The 15,007-nt window shown below is 70.1% G+C and carries 17 protein-coding genes; 8 read left to right on the top strand and 9 right to left on the bottom strand.

The genetic code is table 11. The features are described from left to right. Window positions 1-44: 44 nt before the first annotated feature. Window positions 45-572 (bottom strand): aspartate carbamoyltransferase, encoded by a 528-nt coding sequence (locus PUR53_RS12435; protein WP_329908340.1) that lies wholly within the window; start codon window positions 570-572, stop codon window positions 45-47. A gap of 135 nt (window positions 573-707) precedes the next feature. Next, window positions 708-2,105, bottom strand: coding sequence for an MFS transporter (locus tag PUR53_RS12430; RefSeq protein ID WP_329908339.1), 1,398 nt, complete (start codon window positions 2,103-2,105; stop codon window positions 708-710). 105 nt (window positions 2,106-2,210) lie between these two features. Between PUR53_RS12430 and PUR53_RS12425 the strand changes: the two genes are divergently transcribed. From PUR53_RS12425 to PUR53_RS12410, 4 genes are all read left to right on the top strand, one after another. After that, window positions 2,211-2,825, top strand: coding sequence for a TetR/AcrR family transcriptional regulator (locus PUR53_RS12425; RefSeq protein WP_329908338.1), 615 nt, complete (start codon window positions 2,211-2,213; stop codon window positions 2,823-2,825). A 191-nt stretch (window positions 2,826-3,016) separates the two neighbouring features. Continuing rightward, complete coding sequence (locus PUR53_RS12420) at window positions 3,017-3,403, top strand: DUF6153 family protein (RefSeq protein WP_329894797.1); 387 nt, start codon at window positions 3,017-3,019, stop codon at window positions 3,401-3,403. A gap of 119 nt (window positions 3,404-3,522) precedes the next feature. Beyond that, window positions 3,523-4,149, top strand: coding sequence for a DUF305 domain-containing protein (locus PUR53_RS12415; protein ID WP_329908337.1), 627 nt, complete (start codon window positions 3,523-3,525; stop codon window positions 4,147-4,149). Between the two features lie 150 nt (window positions 4,150-4,299). Further along, window positions 4,300-4,812: a DUF4396 domain-containing protein gene (locus tag PUR53_RS12410; protein WP_329894812.1), complete on the top strand. Its 513-nt coding sequence runs from the start codon at window positions 4,300-4,302 to the stop codon at window positions 4,810-4,812. Window positions 4,813-4,927: 115 nt separating this feature from the next. Here PUR53_RS12410 and PUR53_RS12405 read toward each other — a convergent pair whose 3' ends face one another. The 5 genes from PUR53_RS12405 to PUR53_RS12385 form a co-directional block, all read right to left on the bottom strand. After that, entirely contained in the window at window positions 4,928-5,068 is a 141-nt protein-coding gene (locus PUR53_RS12405; protein WP_329894795.1) for a hypothetical protein, read from the bottom strand. A gap of 359 nt (window positions 5,069-5,427) precedes the next feature. Further along, window positions 5,428-6,069 (bottom strand): nucleotidyltransferase domain-containing protein, encoded by a 642-nt coding sequence (locus PUR53_RS12400; RefSeq protein WP_329894794.1) that lies wholly within the window; start codon window positions 6,067-6,069, stop codon window positions 5,428-5,430. A gap of 17 nt (window positions 6,070-6,086) precedes the next feature. Then, a complete protein-coding gene (locus PUR53_RS12395; protein WP_329894814.1) occupies window positions 6,087-6,221 on the bottom strand; it encodes a hypothetical protein in 135 nt (44 codons plus the stop codon). Window positions 6,222-6,323: 102 nt separating this feature from the next. Beyond that, window positions 6,324-6,647, bottom strand: coding sequence for a hypothetical protein (locus PUR53_RS12390; protein ID WP_329894793.1), 324 nt, complete (start codon window positions 6,645-6,647; stop codon window positions 6,324-6,326). Between the two features lie 11 nt (window positions 6,648-6,658). Then, the gene (locus PUR53_RS12385; RefSeq protein ID WP_329908336.1) at window positions 6,659-7,954 is read right to left on the bottom strand and encodes a GNAT family N-acetyltransferase; all 1,296 of its coding nucleotides are present in this window, start codon (window positions 7,952-7,954) and stop codon (window positions 6,659-6,661) included. Here PUR53_RS12385 and PUR53_RS12380 point away from each other — a divergent pair. Both PUR53_RS12380 and PUR53_RS12375 read left to right on the top strand, forming a co-directional pair. After that, window positions 7,953-8,681, top strand: coding sequence for a hypothetical protein (locus PUR53_RS12380; protein ID WP_329908335.1), 729 nt, complete (start codon window positions 7,953-7,955; stop codon window positions 8,679-8,681). The two genes, PUR53_RS12385 and PUR53_RS12380, sit on opposite strands and share 2 nt — an antisense overlap. Window positions 8,682-8,779: 98 nt before the next feature. Continuing rightward, entirely contained in the window at window positions 8,780-10,294 is a 1,515-nt protein-coding gene (locus tag PUR53_RS12375) for a hypothetical protein (protein ID WP_329908376.1), read from the top strand. A gap of 38 nt (window positions 10,295-10,332) precedes the next feature. Here the strand turns inward: PUR53_RS12375 and PUR53_RS12370 are convergent, their stop codons facing one another. After that, window positions 10,333-10,797 carry an SRPBCC family protein gene (locus PUR53_RS12370; RefSeq protein ID WP_329894790.1) on the bottom strand — a complete coding sequence of 155 codons (465 nt, stop codon included), beginning with the start codon at window positions 10,795-10,797 and terminating at the stop codon, window positions 10,333-10,335. Window positions 10,798-11,106: 309 nt separating this feature from the next. Here PUR53_RS12370 and PUR53_RS12365 point away from each other — a divergent pair, with 309 nt between their 5' ends. Next, window positions 11,107-12,129 carry a hypothetical protein gene (locus PUR53_RS12365; protein WP_329908334.1) on the top strand — a complete coding sequence of 341 codons (1,023 nt, stop codon included), beginning with the start codon at window positions 11,107-11,109 and terminating at the stop codon, window positions 12,127-12,129. A 61-nt stretch (window positions 12,130-12,190) separates the two neighbouring features. Here the strand turns inward: PUR53_RS12365 and PUR53_RS12360 are convergent, their stop codons facing one another. Next, the gene (locus PUR53_RS12360) at window positions 12,191-12,556 is read right to left on the bottom strand and encodes a cupin domain-containing protein (protein WP_239759482.1); all 366 of its coding nucleotides are present in this window, start codon (window positions 12,554-12,556) and stop codon (window positions 12,191-12,193) included. Window positions 12,557-12,703: 147 nt separating this feature from the next. Between PUR53_RS12360 and PUR53_RS12355 the strand changes: the two genes are divergently transcribed. Continuing rightward, window positions 12,704-14,998, top strand: coding sequence for an MMPL family transporter (locus PUR53_RS12355; RefSeq protein ID WP_329894788.1), 2,295 nt, complete (start codon window positions 12,704-12,706; stop codon window positions 14,996-14,998). The last annotated feature ends 9 nt before the right edge of the window (window positions 14,999-15,007 follow it).

Genomic DNA, 15,007 nt, shown 5'->3' with positions numbered 1-15,007 from the left:
TGAGGTGTGCGCCTGATGGTCTTCCGCGGTGCTCGTACCGTAGGTCAGTGGCCGGGTTCGGCGTGGTCGCCGTGGTCGCTGAGCTGTGCTTCGAACCAGGCGTGCAGGGCGTCGACCAGGGCGGGTTCTCCGGTGGTGTAGGTGAGGGTGGCGCCGTCGGCACGTTCCCGGTAGCGCACCTCGATGCGTTTGTAGCCGGCTTCCAGTTCCGCCAGGCCCGGCATGCTGTCGCCGTGTATCTGGGCGGGGTCGCCGAAGTCTCCCCGGCTGAACGCCTTGGCCTCCTGCTGGAGGTGGGAGCGTATGAGGTTGACCTGCGTGGCGTCGTCGGGCTGGTCGGCGACCACGTCCTGGACGCCGCCCGCCTTGGTCGGGGTGAAGTGATGGGTGGTCTCTTCGAGGTCGAAGGGCATCACGGTCCGGCCGCGCTCGGCGACCGCTTCCTGCCGACCGGTCTTCCCGTTGTCCCCCTCTTGCTGCGTGCTGCTGATCAGGAGAGCTATGCCCAGTGCCGCGCCGACGCTTGCCGCGGCGATTCCGGCTGTCAGCAGTCGGCGTTTGCCTTGCTTCATCGAGTGCCTCCATGAGCACTTTGAGGGCGTGTGGTACGCCCGTTCCGTTGTGGGTGGGATCGCTGCGGTGCCGCGGCCGGCAGGGGTGCATGGGGCGGGTCTTCGGCTGCGGCTGTGCCGGCCTTGGGCGGGGGCCTACTGCTGCTTGGCGGGGATCAGCCACAGGACGATGACGGCGGAGACCGCGGCCATGCCGGTGGCGACGAGGAACGCGTCGTCGAAGCCGGAGGCACTCTGTGCACTGGTGTGGGCGGCGATGCTCGTGGCGGCGGCGCTGGAGACGGCCGCAGCTCCGGCCGAGGCGCCGAACTCGTGGAAGGTGCTGACGATGCCCGACGTCACCCCGGCCTCGTGGGGAGCGACGCTGGCGAGCGCGGTGGCGGAGGCGACGACGAACAGGCCGCCCAGTCCCGCCGCGGCGACGCTCACGCCGGTGACCATCGCGGTCGTTCCGGACCACAGGACCGGAACCAGGAACCCGGCGGCCGCGATCGCCAGGGCGACCACGGCCAGCAGCCGAGCTCCCAGACGGCCGATCACCCGGCCGGCGGCTGCGGCGGCGGCCATGGTCAGCAGCGCCACCGGCAAGAACAGCACACCAGTCATCAGGGCGTCATGGCCCTGGAGGTTCTGAAGGTAGAAGGAACCGAGGAAGAAGGCCCCCACCATCAGCGCCGTCGTCACAGCGATCACGAAGGTGCCCGCCACCACCGGGCGCCGGCCCAGCAGCCGCAAATTCATCAGCGGTGCCGCCGCCCGGCGCTGCCAGAGGGCGAAAGCCGCGTAGGCGGCTGCCGACACGGCGACCAGAGCAACGGTGACGGTGTTCAGCCAGCCGTGGTCGCCGGCCCGGATCAGAGAGTAGATGAGGGCGCCCGTCGCGGCGGCGACCAGGACGGCGCCGGGTACGTCGAGGGAACCGCTGCCAGCACGGGGCAGGCTCGGCAGGATCCGGGCGAGCGAGACGAGGACGCCCAGGCCGACGGGGACGTTGACGAAGAAGACCCATGCCCAGCCCGGACCTGCCGTGATCAGTCCACCCAGCAGTACGCCGAGGGCGGCGCCCCCGCCGCCGAGCGCCGACCAGATGCCCAGCGCGCGGTTGCGCTCGTCGCCGTCGAACAGCCGCACCACCACGGACAGCGCAGCGGGTGAGAGCATCGCGGCGCCCACTCCCTGGGCGATTCGTGCGGTGAGCAGCAGCGGGGCGGCGGTGGCGAGTCCGGCGGCCAGGGACGCGGCGGTGAAGACCGCGAGCCCGGCCAGGGCGACCCGCTTCGGGCCGAACAGGTCCGCGGCCCGGCCGCCGAGCAGCATCAGGCTGCCGAACGTGAGGGCGTATCCGCTGACCACCCAGGTCAAGGCCGCGCGGCCCAGGTCCAGTTCGGTGCCCATGTCGGGGAGGGCGATCGCGACGACGGTGATGTCGAGGATCAGCATCAGCTGGGCCAGCCCCAGCAGTCCCAGGGCTGTCCAGCGCAGCGGATGCGGTGCATCCGGTGCGCGTGTGGTGGTGGTTTCCGTGTCGCTCATGACGCTCACCCCTCGCGCGCTAAGTCGAACAATGGCGTTCACGTTATACGGCCGGGGGGTATAAGCCAAACAGGGTTGTACGACTTGCTGGGGTACTGTGGGCTCATGGGCAGCAAGAACTCCACGGCGGCCAAGCGCGCTGACGCGCTGCGCAGCATCGACGCGATCGTGCGGGCAGCGGCCGAATGCCTCGGACGCAACCCGGAAGCGAGCCTGAGCGAGATCGCCCGGGCCGCGGGCGTGGGCCGGGTGACGCTGTATGCGCACTTCAACTCCCGGGCAGAGGTCGTCGACGCCGCGATGAGCCGCGCCATCGACCGGGGCAACGAAGTACTGGACGCGGTCGACCTGACCGGTGACCCGCTGCTCGCCCTAACCCGGTACATCGAGGCCGGCTGGCACCTGGTGGATCAGGCACGCGCCCTGCTCGCCGCCGCGCAACGCGAACTTTCCGCAGGACGCATCCGCGAGCTGCACGCCGGGCCCGCCGCCCGGGTCGAGACGCTGGTCGCCCGCGGCCGCGCCGAAGGAGCCTTCCGTACGGACCTGTCGATCGCATGGATGGTCAATGTCCTGCACACGGTCATGCACAGCGCGGCAGAGGAAATCCGCGCCGGCCGTCTCACCCCCGAGCATGCCGCCGGCCACATCGCCGCCACGGTGCTCGCCGCCTTCACGCCCCCGGGCGCACCGGTACCCGAGGCCGGCGGCGGGGCGTAACACCGACAGCCCACGATGAAGAGCCTCGCCACGAAAGGGGCCGCAGGCGGCCGAGGCAGGGCAGAACGGGCAAGTGGGCCTGCTCAAAGCACGGGATGCCTCACGCGATGAGTCCGTGCCCGCCAGCAGCCAGGCGCTCGAGTGTCCCGTCAACGTCACGCTGTTGCATGTGTATCCGTACGATGGCGGGCATGACCAGCAGCCGACCGAGCCGCCGCCCCGCCGGGCCGCTGTTCGCGCTGCTGGTGCTCACGGTGCTGGCCGGGCTCCTGGGCATGCACGCACTGGCTCCCGGCGGAGCGCCGGCACCCGAGCACGCCATGGCTATGGCCCATGCTCCTGCCACGGAGCAGGCCCGCGCGGCATGCTCGCACACCGACGGCGGCTCCGGGCACCTCGCACACGCCGACGGTACGTGCGCGGCGGCCGGTATCGGCTCCGCATACGCGCCGCCCGCGCTGGCCGCCGCCCTGCCCGACGCCCCGGCCGCTGCCGGTGTTCCGGTCGACGCGCCGACATCGGCCGTGCAGAGCCGGGCGCCACCTGACCTGTCCGAACTGCAACTCCTGCGGATCTAGAGCGGCCTGCGCGGCGCCCCCGTACGCCCCGTCCGGGGTGGGCGCCGTGTTTTCGCCCTGCTCTCATCCCCTGAATCCCGCGCGCCTGAGACGGGCGCGCGTCAAGGAGTTGCACCACCATGATCCGCAAGAGTTCCCTGATCCGCCGCGGCACCGCCGTGGCCGCCGTCGGCACGGCCGCTCTCCTCCTGGCCGCATGCGGCGGCAGCGGCGACAGCGCGGCCGGGCACAACGGCCACACCGCGACCTCGGCATCCGCTTCGGCCTCCGCCTCGCAGGGCCGGCACAACGCCGCCGACACCGCCTTCGCCCAGGGGATGATCCCCCACCACCGCCAGGCAGTGGAGATGGCCGATCTCGCCACGTCCCGCGCCGGGTCGGCCGAGGTGAAGAAGCTCGCCGAGCAGATCAAGCAGGCCCAGGACCCGGAGATCAAAACCCTGTCCGGGTGGCTGACCTCGTGGGGCGAGGAAGTGCCCGCCGAGGGCGCCATGGACCACTCCGCTCACGGCACGGGCGGGATGATGACGGCCGAGGAGATGGACCAGCTGGAGAAGTCGTCCGGCAAGGCGTTCGACACCGCCTTCATGGAGATGATGATCAAGCATCACGAAGGCGCGGTGGCGATGGCCAAGACCGAGAAGACCGACGGCGCCTTCCCCGACGCCAAGAAGATGGCCGACGCCATCATCACCTCGCAGACCGCTGAGATCACCCAGATGAACGACCTCCTCGGCAAGAGCTGACCCACTCCGGCAGTGGGGGTGTCGGGCGCCGGCGCGGGCCCGCACACCCCCACTGCTCGTCACGTCCCACCACTTCACGGGAATACCCCCTAGGGGTATATCGTTGAGGAGGTGGGACAAGGGGGCAGGCCACACTGGACGGGAATGGGGATGACGGTTATGGACCACACCGCACACCACACCAGCACCGCTCACGGCCACGCCGCACACCAGGCGCACGGTGGGCATGGCGGCGCGTCCTGGGGAACGGCGGCGAAGGCGACGCTGCACTGCCTGACCGGATGCGCGATCGGCGAGATCGTCGGCATGGTCATCGGCACGGCCCTGCTGTGGGGCAACGTGCCCACCATGGTCCTGGCGATCACCCTGGCGTTCGTCTTCGGCTACTCCTTCACCCTGTTCGCCCTCCGCAAGGCGGGCCTGGACTTCAAGAGCGCCGTCAAGGTGGCCCTGGCGGCGGACACCGTCTCCATCGCGATCATGGAGCTCGTCGACAACGGCGTCATCGCCCTCAGCGGAGCGATGGACGCCCACCTGTCCGACGCCCTGTTCTGGACCGCGCTGCTCGGCGGCTTCGCCGTCGCCTTCGTGATCACGACCCCGGTCAACAAGTGGATGATCGGCCGCGGCAAGGGCCACGCCGTCGTCCACGCCTACCACTGACCTCTCACACGCAGGCGCGCGCCCAGGTGCACCTTCTGAGGGTGCACCCGGGCGCCTTTGCGCTGCAGCGGTTCATCTGGCGACGTCCAGCGACCGACCGGCCCGGGAGAGAGGTTCAGTGCGGCAGGAGGTTCTGCTCGCGCTGGCGGCGGCGCCCGTAGCGGGTCACGCCGCGCGGCTTGAAGACCGACAGAGCGGCCGCGGCGAGCAGTACCAGCAGGGCGGCGGCCGCGTCGGCGATCAGCTGGACGCGCATGCCTTCCAGCTCGCCGCCCGCCAATCCAGATCCGCGACAACCTCGCCGACCGGATCGCCGAAGCCCAACGCGAAGGCTGGCTCGGCGAAGTCGAAGGCCTCTCCACCAGCCTGGCTGCTGCTGAGGAGAAGATCACCCAGCTTGACGTGAGAGAGCAACGCAGGGGGTCTTCTGTCTTCATGGGGATCCCCACGTTCGAGCAGATCGTCGCTCGCACAAGCGACGTGAAATTCCCCGGCCCGGCTCGTAAGGACGACATCACACGGATCGGTGAGCCCCGAAGGGAATCATGACGACCGCCACCGCCCAGCACTCAGTGCACACAACTCGTCGGTGGCGTTCCACAGGCAGAGCCTGCTTCACTGCCTCGCCAGTTTCGCCAGCCATGGATGTCCAGGATGTACGCGCGTTAGCCACCCGCTGAGAACATCGCGCCGCGCCCGGCTCAACAACGGCAGGACCCCGTCGAAGTCCGCATGGTCCTTGGGTCGTGACGCCTTCGCTTTGAACAACAGCACCAGCTCCGGCACCAGATACGGGATGCCGTCTGCAGTCCGCTCGATAATCGCGTCGTACGGCCGCCGCAGGCTCGCGTCCCGCCGACAGATCCACGTCCCACCCTCATGCGGCTCACGGAAGACATCGAACAGGAACTGACCGCTCACCGGATCCCGCAGCCAGGTCTGGTGCGTGGCCGCGAGCACCTCAGCTCCTGCCCTCGCCCAGACCCGTCCCGAGCCCACCGCGTCAAACACGTACTGGGGGAAGCGGTCCCGAACCTCCGTGAACCCCGCCGCGGGCACCGCGATCTCCAGATCACCGTGGGGCCGCGACTGGCCTCCGCGGAACAGATCCAGCGCCCACCCTGCCACGACGCACCAGGGCGCACTGACACCAGCCAACCGCTCCGCAACCTGTTCTGGCCGCCAGGCATTCGCCCACCGAGCATCCAGTTCGTCCGCATCAAGGACAGCGCCGCCGGGCGGCACAGCATCGGTCATCGGACCAACGTACTGCCTCAACTGGGTAGTTCAGAGAAGAGCAGCAGGCCGTCCAGCGGGCCGCCGACCAGTTCGGCGTAGCTGCGTCCCGGCTTCGGGCCCAGGGTGGTCGTGGTCGGAGCCGTAGATCCGGCCGCGCAGCAGCTGCTCATCGTCGCTGTCCATATCGTTCAGCGTCGCAGCCGCCACCGCCAACGAGGCTTTCCAAGGGGTGCTTGGGAAAGCCCTCGCGCTGCCGGGAGGTCTGGCCCGGGTCAGCTGCGCCAGCGTCCGAGCCAGCCGCCGGCCTTCGAGGCCTGCGCCGCCGCCTCCTCCTCCTGGCGCTCCTGCTCCTGCCGGTCGCGTTCGGCCTGTTCCGCCTGCCGCTCCGCCTCGAGCGCCCTCACCTTGCAGTCGTCGCACAGGTGCGGGTGACTGTCCCCACGGCCCCAGTCGACCGCAATGCTGGCCTCCCACCGGTCATCGGTGAACTTCTGTCCGCAGTCGGCGCGCACCGGCCGCTGAGCCTCGCGTTCGGCTGCTTCCTGCGCGAGACGGCGCCGCGCCTCTTTGAGGCCGACGGTCTCACCCGCTGTCACGCACCGCGTTGTCAGAAGCCGAACGAGTTGTGCGGTTCGGGGTCGGTCCAGAACATTCGGGCAAGCTGTCCGATCGCGCCGTCGGTGTGCGGAGTGATGTGGCCCGCAGACGCCAGGTGGTGCGCCGACATGCCACCGAAGTAGAGCGAGCTGAGCGCTGCGAGCCTGATCGTCAGGTCCGCCGTCTCGTCGGTCGGAACACACGCCACCACGGGGCCGTCTGCTCTCAGATGCCATGTCCTGTTGTTCGCGCGGCACATCTGGTCGTCGTCAATGGTGAACCTCAGCTCGCCGGGCGTGAGGTACGAGCGTTGCGTCAGGGCTCGGGGGACGTCGAGAAGGCGCGCCCAGAGGTTGTCCGTCTGACGAGTGACGCGCATCGCCCGCGGGTTGGTGAGCATCCACCGCAGGGGTTCGTCGCGCGGACGACCGGGCGCCACGACGGTCTTGGTGAGGTCGAAGTCGATCAGCAGTCCCCACAACGCGCGGTAGGCCACAGGGTTCGTCGCCTCCAGCGCTTCCACCACGAGCGTTCCCGCACGGTCCGCGGTCGCAGACCACGGCAGTCGGAAGTTGGCCATGCCATCCACATCGCCGTGCTGGTCGCGGTGGGCGAGGAAGCGCAGCGGTCCGTTTGTGCCGTCAGCTTCGTCGGACAGCCCCTCCCAGCGCCCGGGGAGAGGGCTGAGCTCCCCGACGCGGTGTGCACGTACGTCCGCATGCACCCGAGGCCAGGCCTTCTTCGCCTGCGCGGCGTCGACCAGCTCCAGCGACCCGGGATCCCGCTCCGCCGGAAGGAGGGCCGCTTCGTGACGGGCCAGCTCCCACCGAGTGCGGTAGGTCGCGGGCGAGAACCCGAACCGTCCATAGATGCTGCCCTCGCTCGCGCTGAGCATCGCCAACGGCTCGCCTCGCTCCAGGGCCGCCTCGAACATGGCCTGCATCATCTGCCGCAGGTAACCGCGCCGGCGATGTGTCGCGATCACCCCGGTAGCAGTGACGCCGGCCATCCTCCCCGTGCCCCCGCCGGGTACCGTCACCTCGAAGGAGATGGTCGCCGACGCGCCGACACACCTACCGTCGACGAACGTCGCGATCGGGTGGAAGGACTCGTCCTTGAAGTCGACTGCCGCCAAATTCTCGAGCTGCTCCGCGCTCGCAGGCGTGCGCTGTGGAGGCCACGGCTCGGGGCCACCATGCCACGCGGCGTCCGCAGGCTCCCAGCTCGGTAACCCGTTCGCGAACGGCAATGCTCGGTAGTACGCAGCCATTTCATCTCGCCGCGGCGGACGGACCTCAGTCACCATGCCGGACATTGCATCCACCACCCTCACAGGCGAGCAACCGAATATCTGCTCAGGACTTGTCCTTGCGGCGTCCCGTGTCGCCGCCCTCGTCGGGCTGGCGGCCGTCCTGGTCGCCGGGTACATCGGCGGCGACATGGCCGCCATCGGGGAGGCCGCCTTCGACGACACCGGACGCGTACCGCGGGACATCCTGTTCGGCGCGGCGGGCAGCGCCAAACTGGCCCACGCCACCGGACTGCACGGCATCCAACTCCTCGCCGTCCTCGCGATCTGGTGCGAGGCGGGCCGTCTGCCGCCCCGTCGGGCCGGGTGGGTCCTGGCCGTCGCGGCGCTCGGGTACGCCGTCGTCTTCTGGGCGGTCACCGCGACCGCCTACGCCGGCCGCGCCCCGTACGACCCGACCGCCCCCTACGGGATCCTGCTGGTGGCGGGCGTCCTCACGACGGGCGTGGCGGCCGCCGTGGTCCTCGCCCAGACGTCCCCGCCCGCCGCGCCCCCGATGCCGCCCCTGCGACGGGGAACACCTCGCCCGCGGGGCGAACCGGAAGGTGACCCCGGTGCGTCAACCAGGTGTGGGGCCGGTAGTTTCCACGCACCGACCGACGGTGCGACCGATGGTTTCGCGCCAGCTCTCGGGCGGTGGTCACGAAGTGAAATCGATCTCTGCCTGCGCCCGAGAATCACCTGTCGCGGCATCGAGTTTCGGCCGTACACTGACAATTCGTAAGCATGCGGGTGGAGTTGACGGGGGGATCCGAGATGTCCGGGGATCAGTACGGTGTAAGAGACCAGGACGGGTGGAGTCACAGCTACGTCGTGCCGCCGATGCCGTCGGCACCGCCCCCCGGCCCCGCGGACGGCTGGCGGGCCGTCGGGGTGGGCGTGCTGAACCTCAGCGGACTGGGGCTCGGCTACGCCCTGATGCGCCGCCCGTTCCTGACGCTGCTGTGCTGGGCCGCCACCGGCCTGCTGCTCTTCTCGGTCCTGCCGGCCGACCCTGACGGCGTCTCGGGCGCCACCCTCACCGTCTACGGCCTCTTCCTCCTCCTCGCGGCCGCCCACGGCGCCTTCCTGGGCCTGCGCAACCGCCTGGTGTGGCCCGCGAAGTCCCCGCTGGCCATCGTGCTCGGCGTCCTCCTCCTCGGCGTACCGGTCGCGAGCGGTCTGCTGTACGAGACCGCGCGGAAGGAAGCCGTCGAGGAGATGCTCCTGGACCGGCTGGCGAAGGCCGACGAACTCGTGGACAAGGCCTCCGGCGAGTCCTTCTCGACGACCCAGTCCGAGTACCGCAGGGCTCTGGCCGCCTACGACGACCTCAGCACCGACCACGCGGACTCCCGGGCCGCCGAAAAGGTCCCGGACCGGCTGAAGACCTTCTACACGACGGTCGGCGCGCCCTACGAGGAGCAGCGGTACTGCGACGCCGTCGCCCCCCTCGAATACCTGCGGACGGTCCCGAAGACCGTGGACAAGCAGGACCTGGGCTCGCTGGCGGCCTGGCCCGACGACCGTCTCGCCACCTCGCTGTACGAGTGCGCGTCGGAAAGCCTGGCGGGCAACACCGAGGGCTGGCAGGACCAGTTCAGCGACCTCCTCACCACGTTCCCCGACTCCGAGCAGGCGGCGAAGGTCGGACCCGACGTCGAGGCGGCCGTCGACAAGGCGGTCAAGGCCGTCGGCGGGGACGACCCGTGCACCGCCGTGGATCAGCTGGAGACGCTCGGCTCCCAGGTCAAGGCGCTGCCGGGGGAGAAGGCCGGAGTCGCCGACGCCCTCACCGCCGCCTCCGGGAAGGCCGAGAACGCCGCCTCCGCGGGTGTCTACACCTGCGGTGTCGACCAGTACAACGACGGCGAGTTCGCCCAGGCGGTGACGTCGATGAACGACTTCGTCGACGCCAACAAGAACCACAAGAACGCGCCGCGCGCCAAGAAGATAGCGATCGCCGCCGAGATCGCGCAGGAGGTCCCGGAGGCGGGCAAGAAGCTGCCCACCACCCGGACCGGCGGCAGCATCTCCGTCACGGTCAAGAACGACAGCCCCGACGAGATCCAGGTCATGTACACCGGCCCGGTGACCGGCACCTTCACCCTGAAGGGCTGCTCCACCTGCACCAGCTACGACTGGAGCAGCACCCTGGTCTCCAGCTTCAAGCCGTGCAGCGGCAACGACAAGTACCCGCAGCGCACGATCAGCCTGCCGGTCGGCACCACGTACTTCCTGCACAAGCCGAAGGGCGACAACGCCTCCAGCGCCGCCTCCGACACCGCCAAGCTGGAGTCCGGCTACATCTACACAGAGTGCGCCTACGTGACCTCGGGCTACGGCCTGAACTCCTGACGCGCACCCGGGCACGGTGACCGGAGGGCCGCGGCGGCTCAGCCCCTGCGGCCCTCCACCCACCCGGCGACGTCGTCCAGGTCCTTCGCGATGGCCCTGCGTACGGCGCGGGCGCCGATGGGGCCCATGACCCTCGCGAGCAGACCCGCGACGGAGCCGGTCGGCCGGGCGGAGAACGTCATCAGGACCGTCGTCGACTCCGGTCCGTCGGCCCGCAGCACCCACTCCGAGACATAGCGGGAGCCGTGCGACTCGGCCTCCACCACATAGCGCTCGGGCGGCTCGCTGACGGTCACCCACATCTCCTCGGTGGCGTCCTTGCCGAACATACGACGGGTCTCCCGCCACCGGGTGCCCACCCCGAAGCCCCCGTCCGTGAGGACCTCGACCCTCGTGACACCGCTCAGCATCCGATCCATCCCGCCGAGGTCCGTCAGGGCCTCCCACACCCGGCCCTGGGAAGCGGCCACCCGACGCTCGACGACGACACTTCTGCTGGTCATGCCTCCCATGAAAGCACCGGGCACGGACGTCCGCCCCAGGACGGCCACCGTACCGCTGCCCGCCCCGGCCCCCGCGCCAGGTTCCGTAACCAAGGTGCGTAGTTCTACGGACGACCGGGCGGGAGGGGTTCTGCGAGCCTTGGATCTTCCGGTGCGCCCGGGTTCGGTGCGGCCGCATGGAAGGGATCCGGCCGTGGGTATCCCTCCTCCACGCGTTCGACCACGACATCCCTCCGCCCCGCCCCGCGGCCCCGTGGGGCGATCCGGCTCCGCCGCCGCACCCCGTCCGCCACGACCGAGGAGATCCCGATGACCGAACGCCCCGAGGGTGCGCCGCCACAGCCACAGCCCCAGGACCAGCCGTCCGCGTTCCCGCCGGTGCCCCCGCCCGGGCAGGCCCCGCCGCAGACACCCACCCAGGCCGAGATACCCGCCCAGCCGACCCCGACCCCGGCCCAGACCCCGGCTCCGGCGCAGGCCCAGGCTCCTACGCAGGCGGCCGTCCCGAGCGCCTACCCCTACCCGAACCCGCAGTCCCCGGCGCCGCATCCCCAGCCCCCGGTCGGCTACGGCCCTCCGGTCGCCGCCGCGACCGCCCAGGCCAACCCGTACGGTCAGCCGCCGGGGGGCTACCCGCCGGGTGGTTACCCGCCGGGCGGCTATCCGCCCCTCGGGGCGCCGCCCGCCACGGGTGCCGGGGGCCGTGCTGTGCTGTGGGCGCTGGTCGGCGCGGCGGTGGCCTCGGCCGTCTGGGCCGGCGGGGTCTTCCTGCTCGGCAAGGGCGACACCGAGGCGGACCTGCGCGGCTACCGGGCCAAGTCGGACATCTGCCCGTCGGTGGACTACTCGTCCTTCAAGAACGAGTACCCGGAGGAGGACGACGCCCCGGTCAACAACTCCCTGAAGCACGCGGCCATCGACCAGAGCTACTGCAGCATCTCCCTCAAGGAGTCCTCGTCCTCCACCATCTCCGACGCGTACTTCTCGGTGCAGATGGACCTGCACAAGAAGACCGACCCGGGCCCCGAGTTCACCGCGCTGTGGTCCGAGTACGACCAGCGCTACGACGACTACGAGGTCGAGAAGGTCGACGGCTTCGGTGACGAGGCGTACCTCATCACCGAGGACACCACCTCGGGCGACGACACCAGCGGCAGCCGGTCGGCCACCCTCGCGGTGCGCGACGGCTGGATGACGTACGAGATGCGGTGGAGCGCCTACGGCTCCAGCTACGACAACGTGAGCATGCCGGACGTCGACGAGGTCGTGGACTGGCTCAAGAACGACACGAACGCGACGTTGGACAACCTGCGGGAGTCCGACGGCATCTGACGCGGACGGAGGCGGGGCGTGTCGCGCCACCGCCTCCGCTCCCTCGCGCACCCCGATCGGCTCAGTCGCCCTTCGCCTTCGCGTAGTCCTGGGCCATCTGGCCGGCGAAGTCGTACAGCAGGCACTGCTCGTCGCCGACGACCCAGGCGTCGTGCCCCGGCGGACACACGAAGGTGTCGCCCGGTCCGACCTCGCCCTCACCGCCGTCGTCCATACGGATGTGCATGCGTCCCTGGACGACATAGCCGTTGTGGTGGACCTGGCAGCTCTCCGTGCCCGCGATGGGGGCGACGGACTCCGACCAGCGCCAGCCCGGCTCGAAGGTGGCCACGGCGAAGTCGAGCCCGGTGAGGTGCACGGCCTCCAGGTGACCCCGGGGGAAGTCGCGCCGCTCGTCCGGCTTCTCGACCGACTTGATCTCCAGCATGACGGCTCCTTCCGTTCCGTCCCACCCCCCTCATCGTCCGCCCGTCAAGCCGGGCCCGCCAACCGGGGGACCGGCTCCCTCCTGACGTGCCGGGTCCCTGGCGGCGTCGTGTAATGAGGGCCGGAGATCGCTTCCGTGGGAGAGACGATGCGCTCAGGTCGTACCGCTGGGAAGAGCGAGGCCGAGGCTGCCGGGGGCGTGCTGCGGCGGCTCGGCGAGTGGTGCGCCCGGCACTTCGTGATCGTCATCGTCGCCTGGCTGGTCGCTCTCGCGGCGGTGCAGGTGCTGAACCGGTCCTACGGCGGCGACTACTCGGACAACTTCTCCCTGCCGGGCGTGCAGTCCCAGAAAGGCCTGGACGTGCTGAAGGAGCACGATCCGGCCGCCGGCGGCTACGGCAGCCAGATCGTCCTGCACGACGAGGACAAGGCACTGACCTCGCTCGGCTCCCAGATGTCCGAGACGGTCGACGACCTGCAGAAACTGCCGCACGTGCTGTCCGTCCAGAACCCGCTGGACGCGTCCTCCGGCCAGTCGTCGCAGTCGTCGGGCCAGTCGCAGCAGCCGAACGTCGGTCCTCTGTCCTCCGACCAGAAGACGGCGTACATCACGATCCGCTTCGACGTGCAGCCCTCCACCCTCGGCGACGGCTATCTCGACGGCGTGGACGACTCGGTCCAGCCGCTGCGGTCGGCGGGCGCCGAGGTCGAGTACGGCGGACCGCTCGGCGAGCTGGCCCGTCCGGCCGCCGACGACCGGGTGAGCGAGCTGATCGGCTTCGCGGTCGCGATCGTCGTCCTGCTGATCGGCTTCGGCAGTGTCATCGCCGCCGGACTGCCCCTGGTGAGCGCATTGCTGAGCGTCATCGGCGGCCTCGCCTGTCTCGGTCTCCTGGCCGCCGCGTTCACGTTCGCGACCGTCTCGCCGACCCTGGCGACGATGATCGGGATCGGTGTCGGCATCGACTACGCGCTGTTCCTGATCACCCGTCACCGGCAGAACCTCATGGACGGTGACGACCCGGTACGGGCGGCCGGCCGCGCCGCCTCGACCAGCGGCCACGCCGTCCTCGTCTCCGGCTGCACGGTGATCGTCGCCCTCGCCGGGCTGTACGCGTCCGGGGTGAGCTTCATCGGCAAACTCGGACTCGCCGCCGCCGTCACCGTCGTCTCCGCGATCATCGGCGCGCTCACGCTGGTCCCGGCCCTGCTCGGTCTCATCGGCAGACGCATCGACCGCTACCACGTCCGGCGGCCCGTCGCCGAGACCGGCGCCGACACCGGAGAGGAGATCACCGGCACCTGGCACCGCTACGCCCAGCGTGTCGAGCACCATCCGTGGCGGTTCCTGTCGGCCGGTGTCCTGGCCGTGGCGATCCTCGCGATCCCCACCTTCTCCATGCAGCTCGGCCATATCGGCGACGGTGCCGACCCCACCTCGTTCACCGACCGCCGTGCCTACGACCTGATGACCGACGCCTTCGGCCCGGGCTCCAACGGTCCGCTCACCGTCGTCATCGACCAGAGCTCGGTCCCGTCGTCGGACCGGCAGAGTCTGCAGAGCACCGCGCAGAAGAACCTCGACGCGGTCGACGGAGCGTACGCGGTGACCCCGCTGACCCCCACCCAGGACGGGGACGTCCTTGTCGGCACGGTCTACTCCGAGGAGTCCCCGCAGAACGCCGACACCACCGACCTGACGAACCGCCTCGTCGACGACACCCTCCCCGCCTCGGTCTCCGGCACCAAGGCGAAGGGCTATGTCACCGGGACGACGGCCTCCCAGGTCGACTTCCGGGACATCGTGGCGAGCCGGCTGCCCCTCATCATCGCCGTGGTCGTCGGCCTCGCCTTCCTGATCATCCTCGCCGTCTTCCGCGGCCTCCTGGTCGCGGTGAAGGCGGCGGTGCTCAACGTGCTGTCCATCGCGGCCTCGTACGGCGTCGTCGTCGCCGTCTTCCAGTGGGGCTGGGGCGGGCCCGCCCTCGGCGTCAACGGCAAGGTGCCCATTGAGAGCTATGTCCCGATGATGATGTTCGCCATCATCTTCGGACTCAGCATGGACTACGAGATCTTCCTGCTCTCCCGCGTCCACGAGGCCTGGACGCGCACCGGCGACGCCCGTGCCTCCGTGGCCCACGCCCTGGAGATCACGGCCCGGGTCATCACCTGCGCGGCCCTGATCATGGTCAGTGTCTTCGCCGCGTTCATCGTCAGCGACAACATCGTGGTCAAGATGCTGGGGCTGGGGCTCGCCGTCAGCGTCCTCATCGACGCCACGGTCGTCCGCCTGCTCATGGTGCCCGCGGTGATGACCCTGCTGGGCCGCCACGCCTGGTGGACCCCGCACTGGCTGGACCGGATCATGCCGCACATCGACGCGGAGGGGACCACGGCGAAGCGGTCGGTCCCGACGGGGCGGGACCGACCGCTCGGCAGCTGACTGACTCAG

The organism is Streptomyces sp. SP18BB07, assembly GCF_036322545.1.
In the GTDB taxonomy this organism is placed as follows: Bacteria; Actinomycetota; Actinomycetes; order Streptomycetales; family Streptomycetaceae; genus Streptomyces; species Streptomyces deccanensis.
This window is presented reverse-complemented; position numbering and strand designations above follow the sequence as displayed.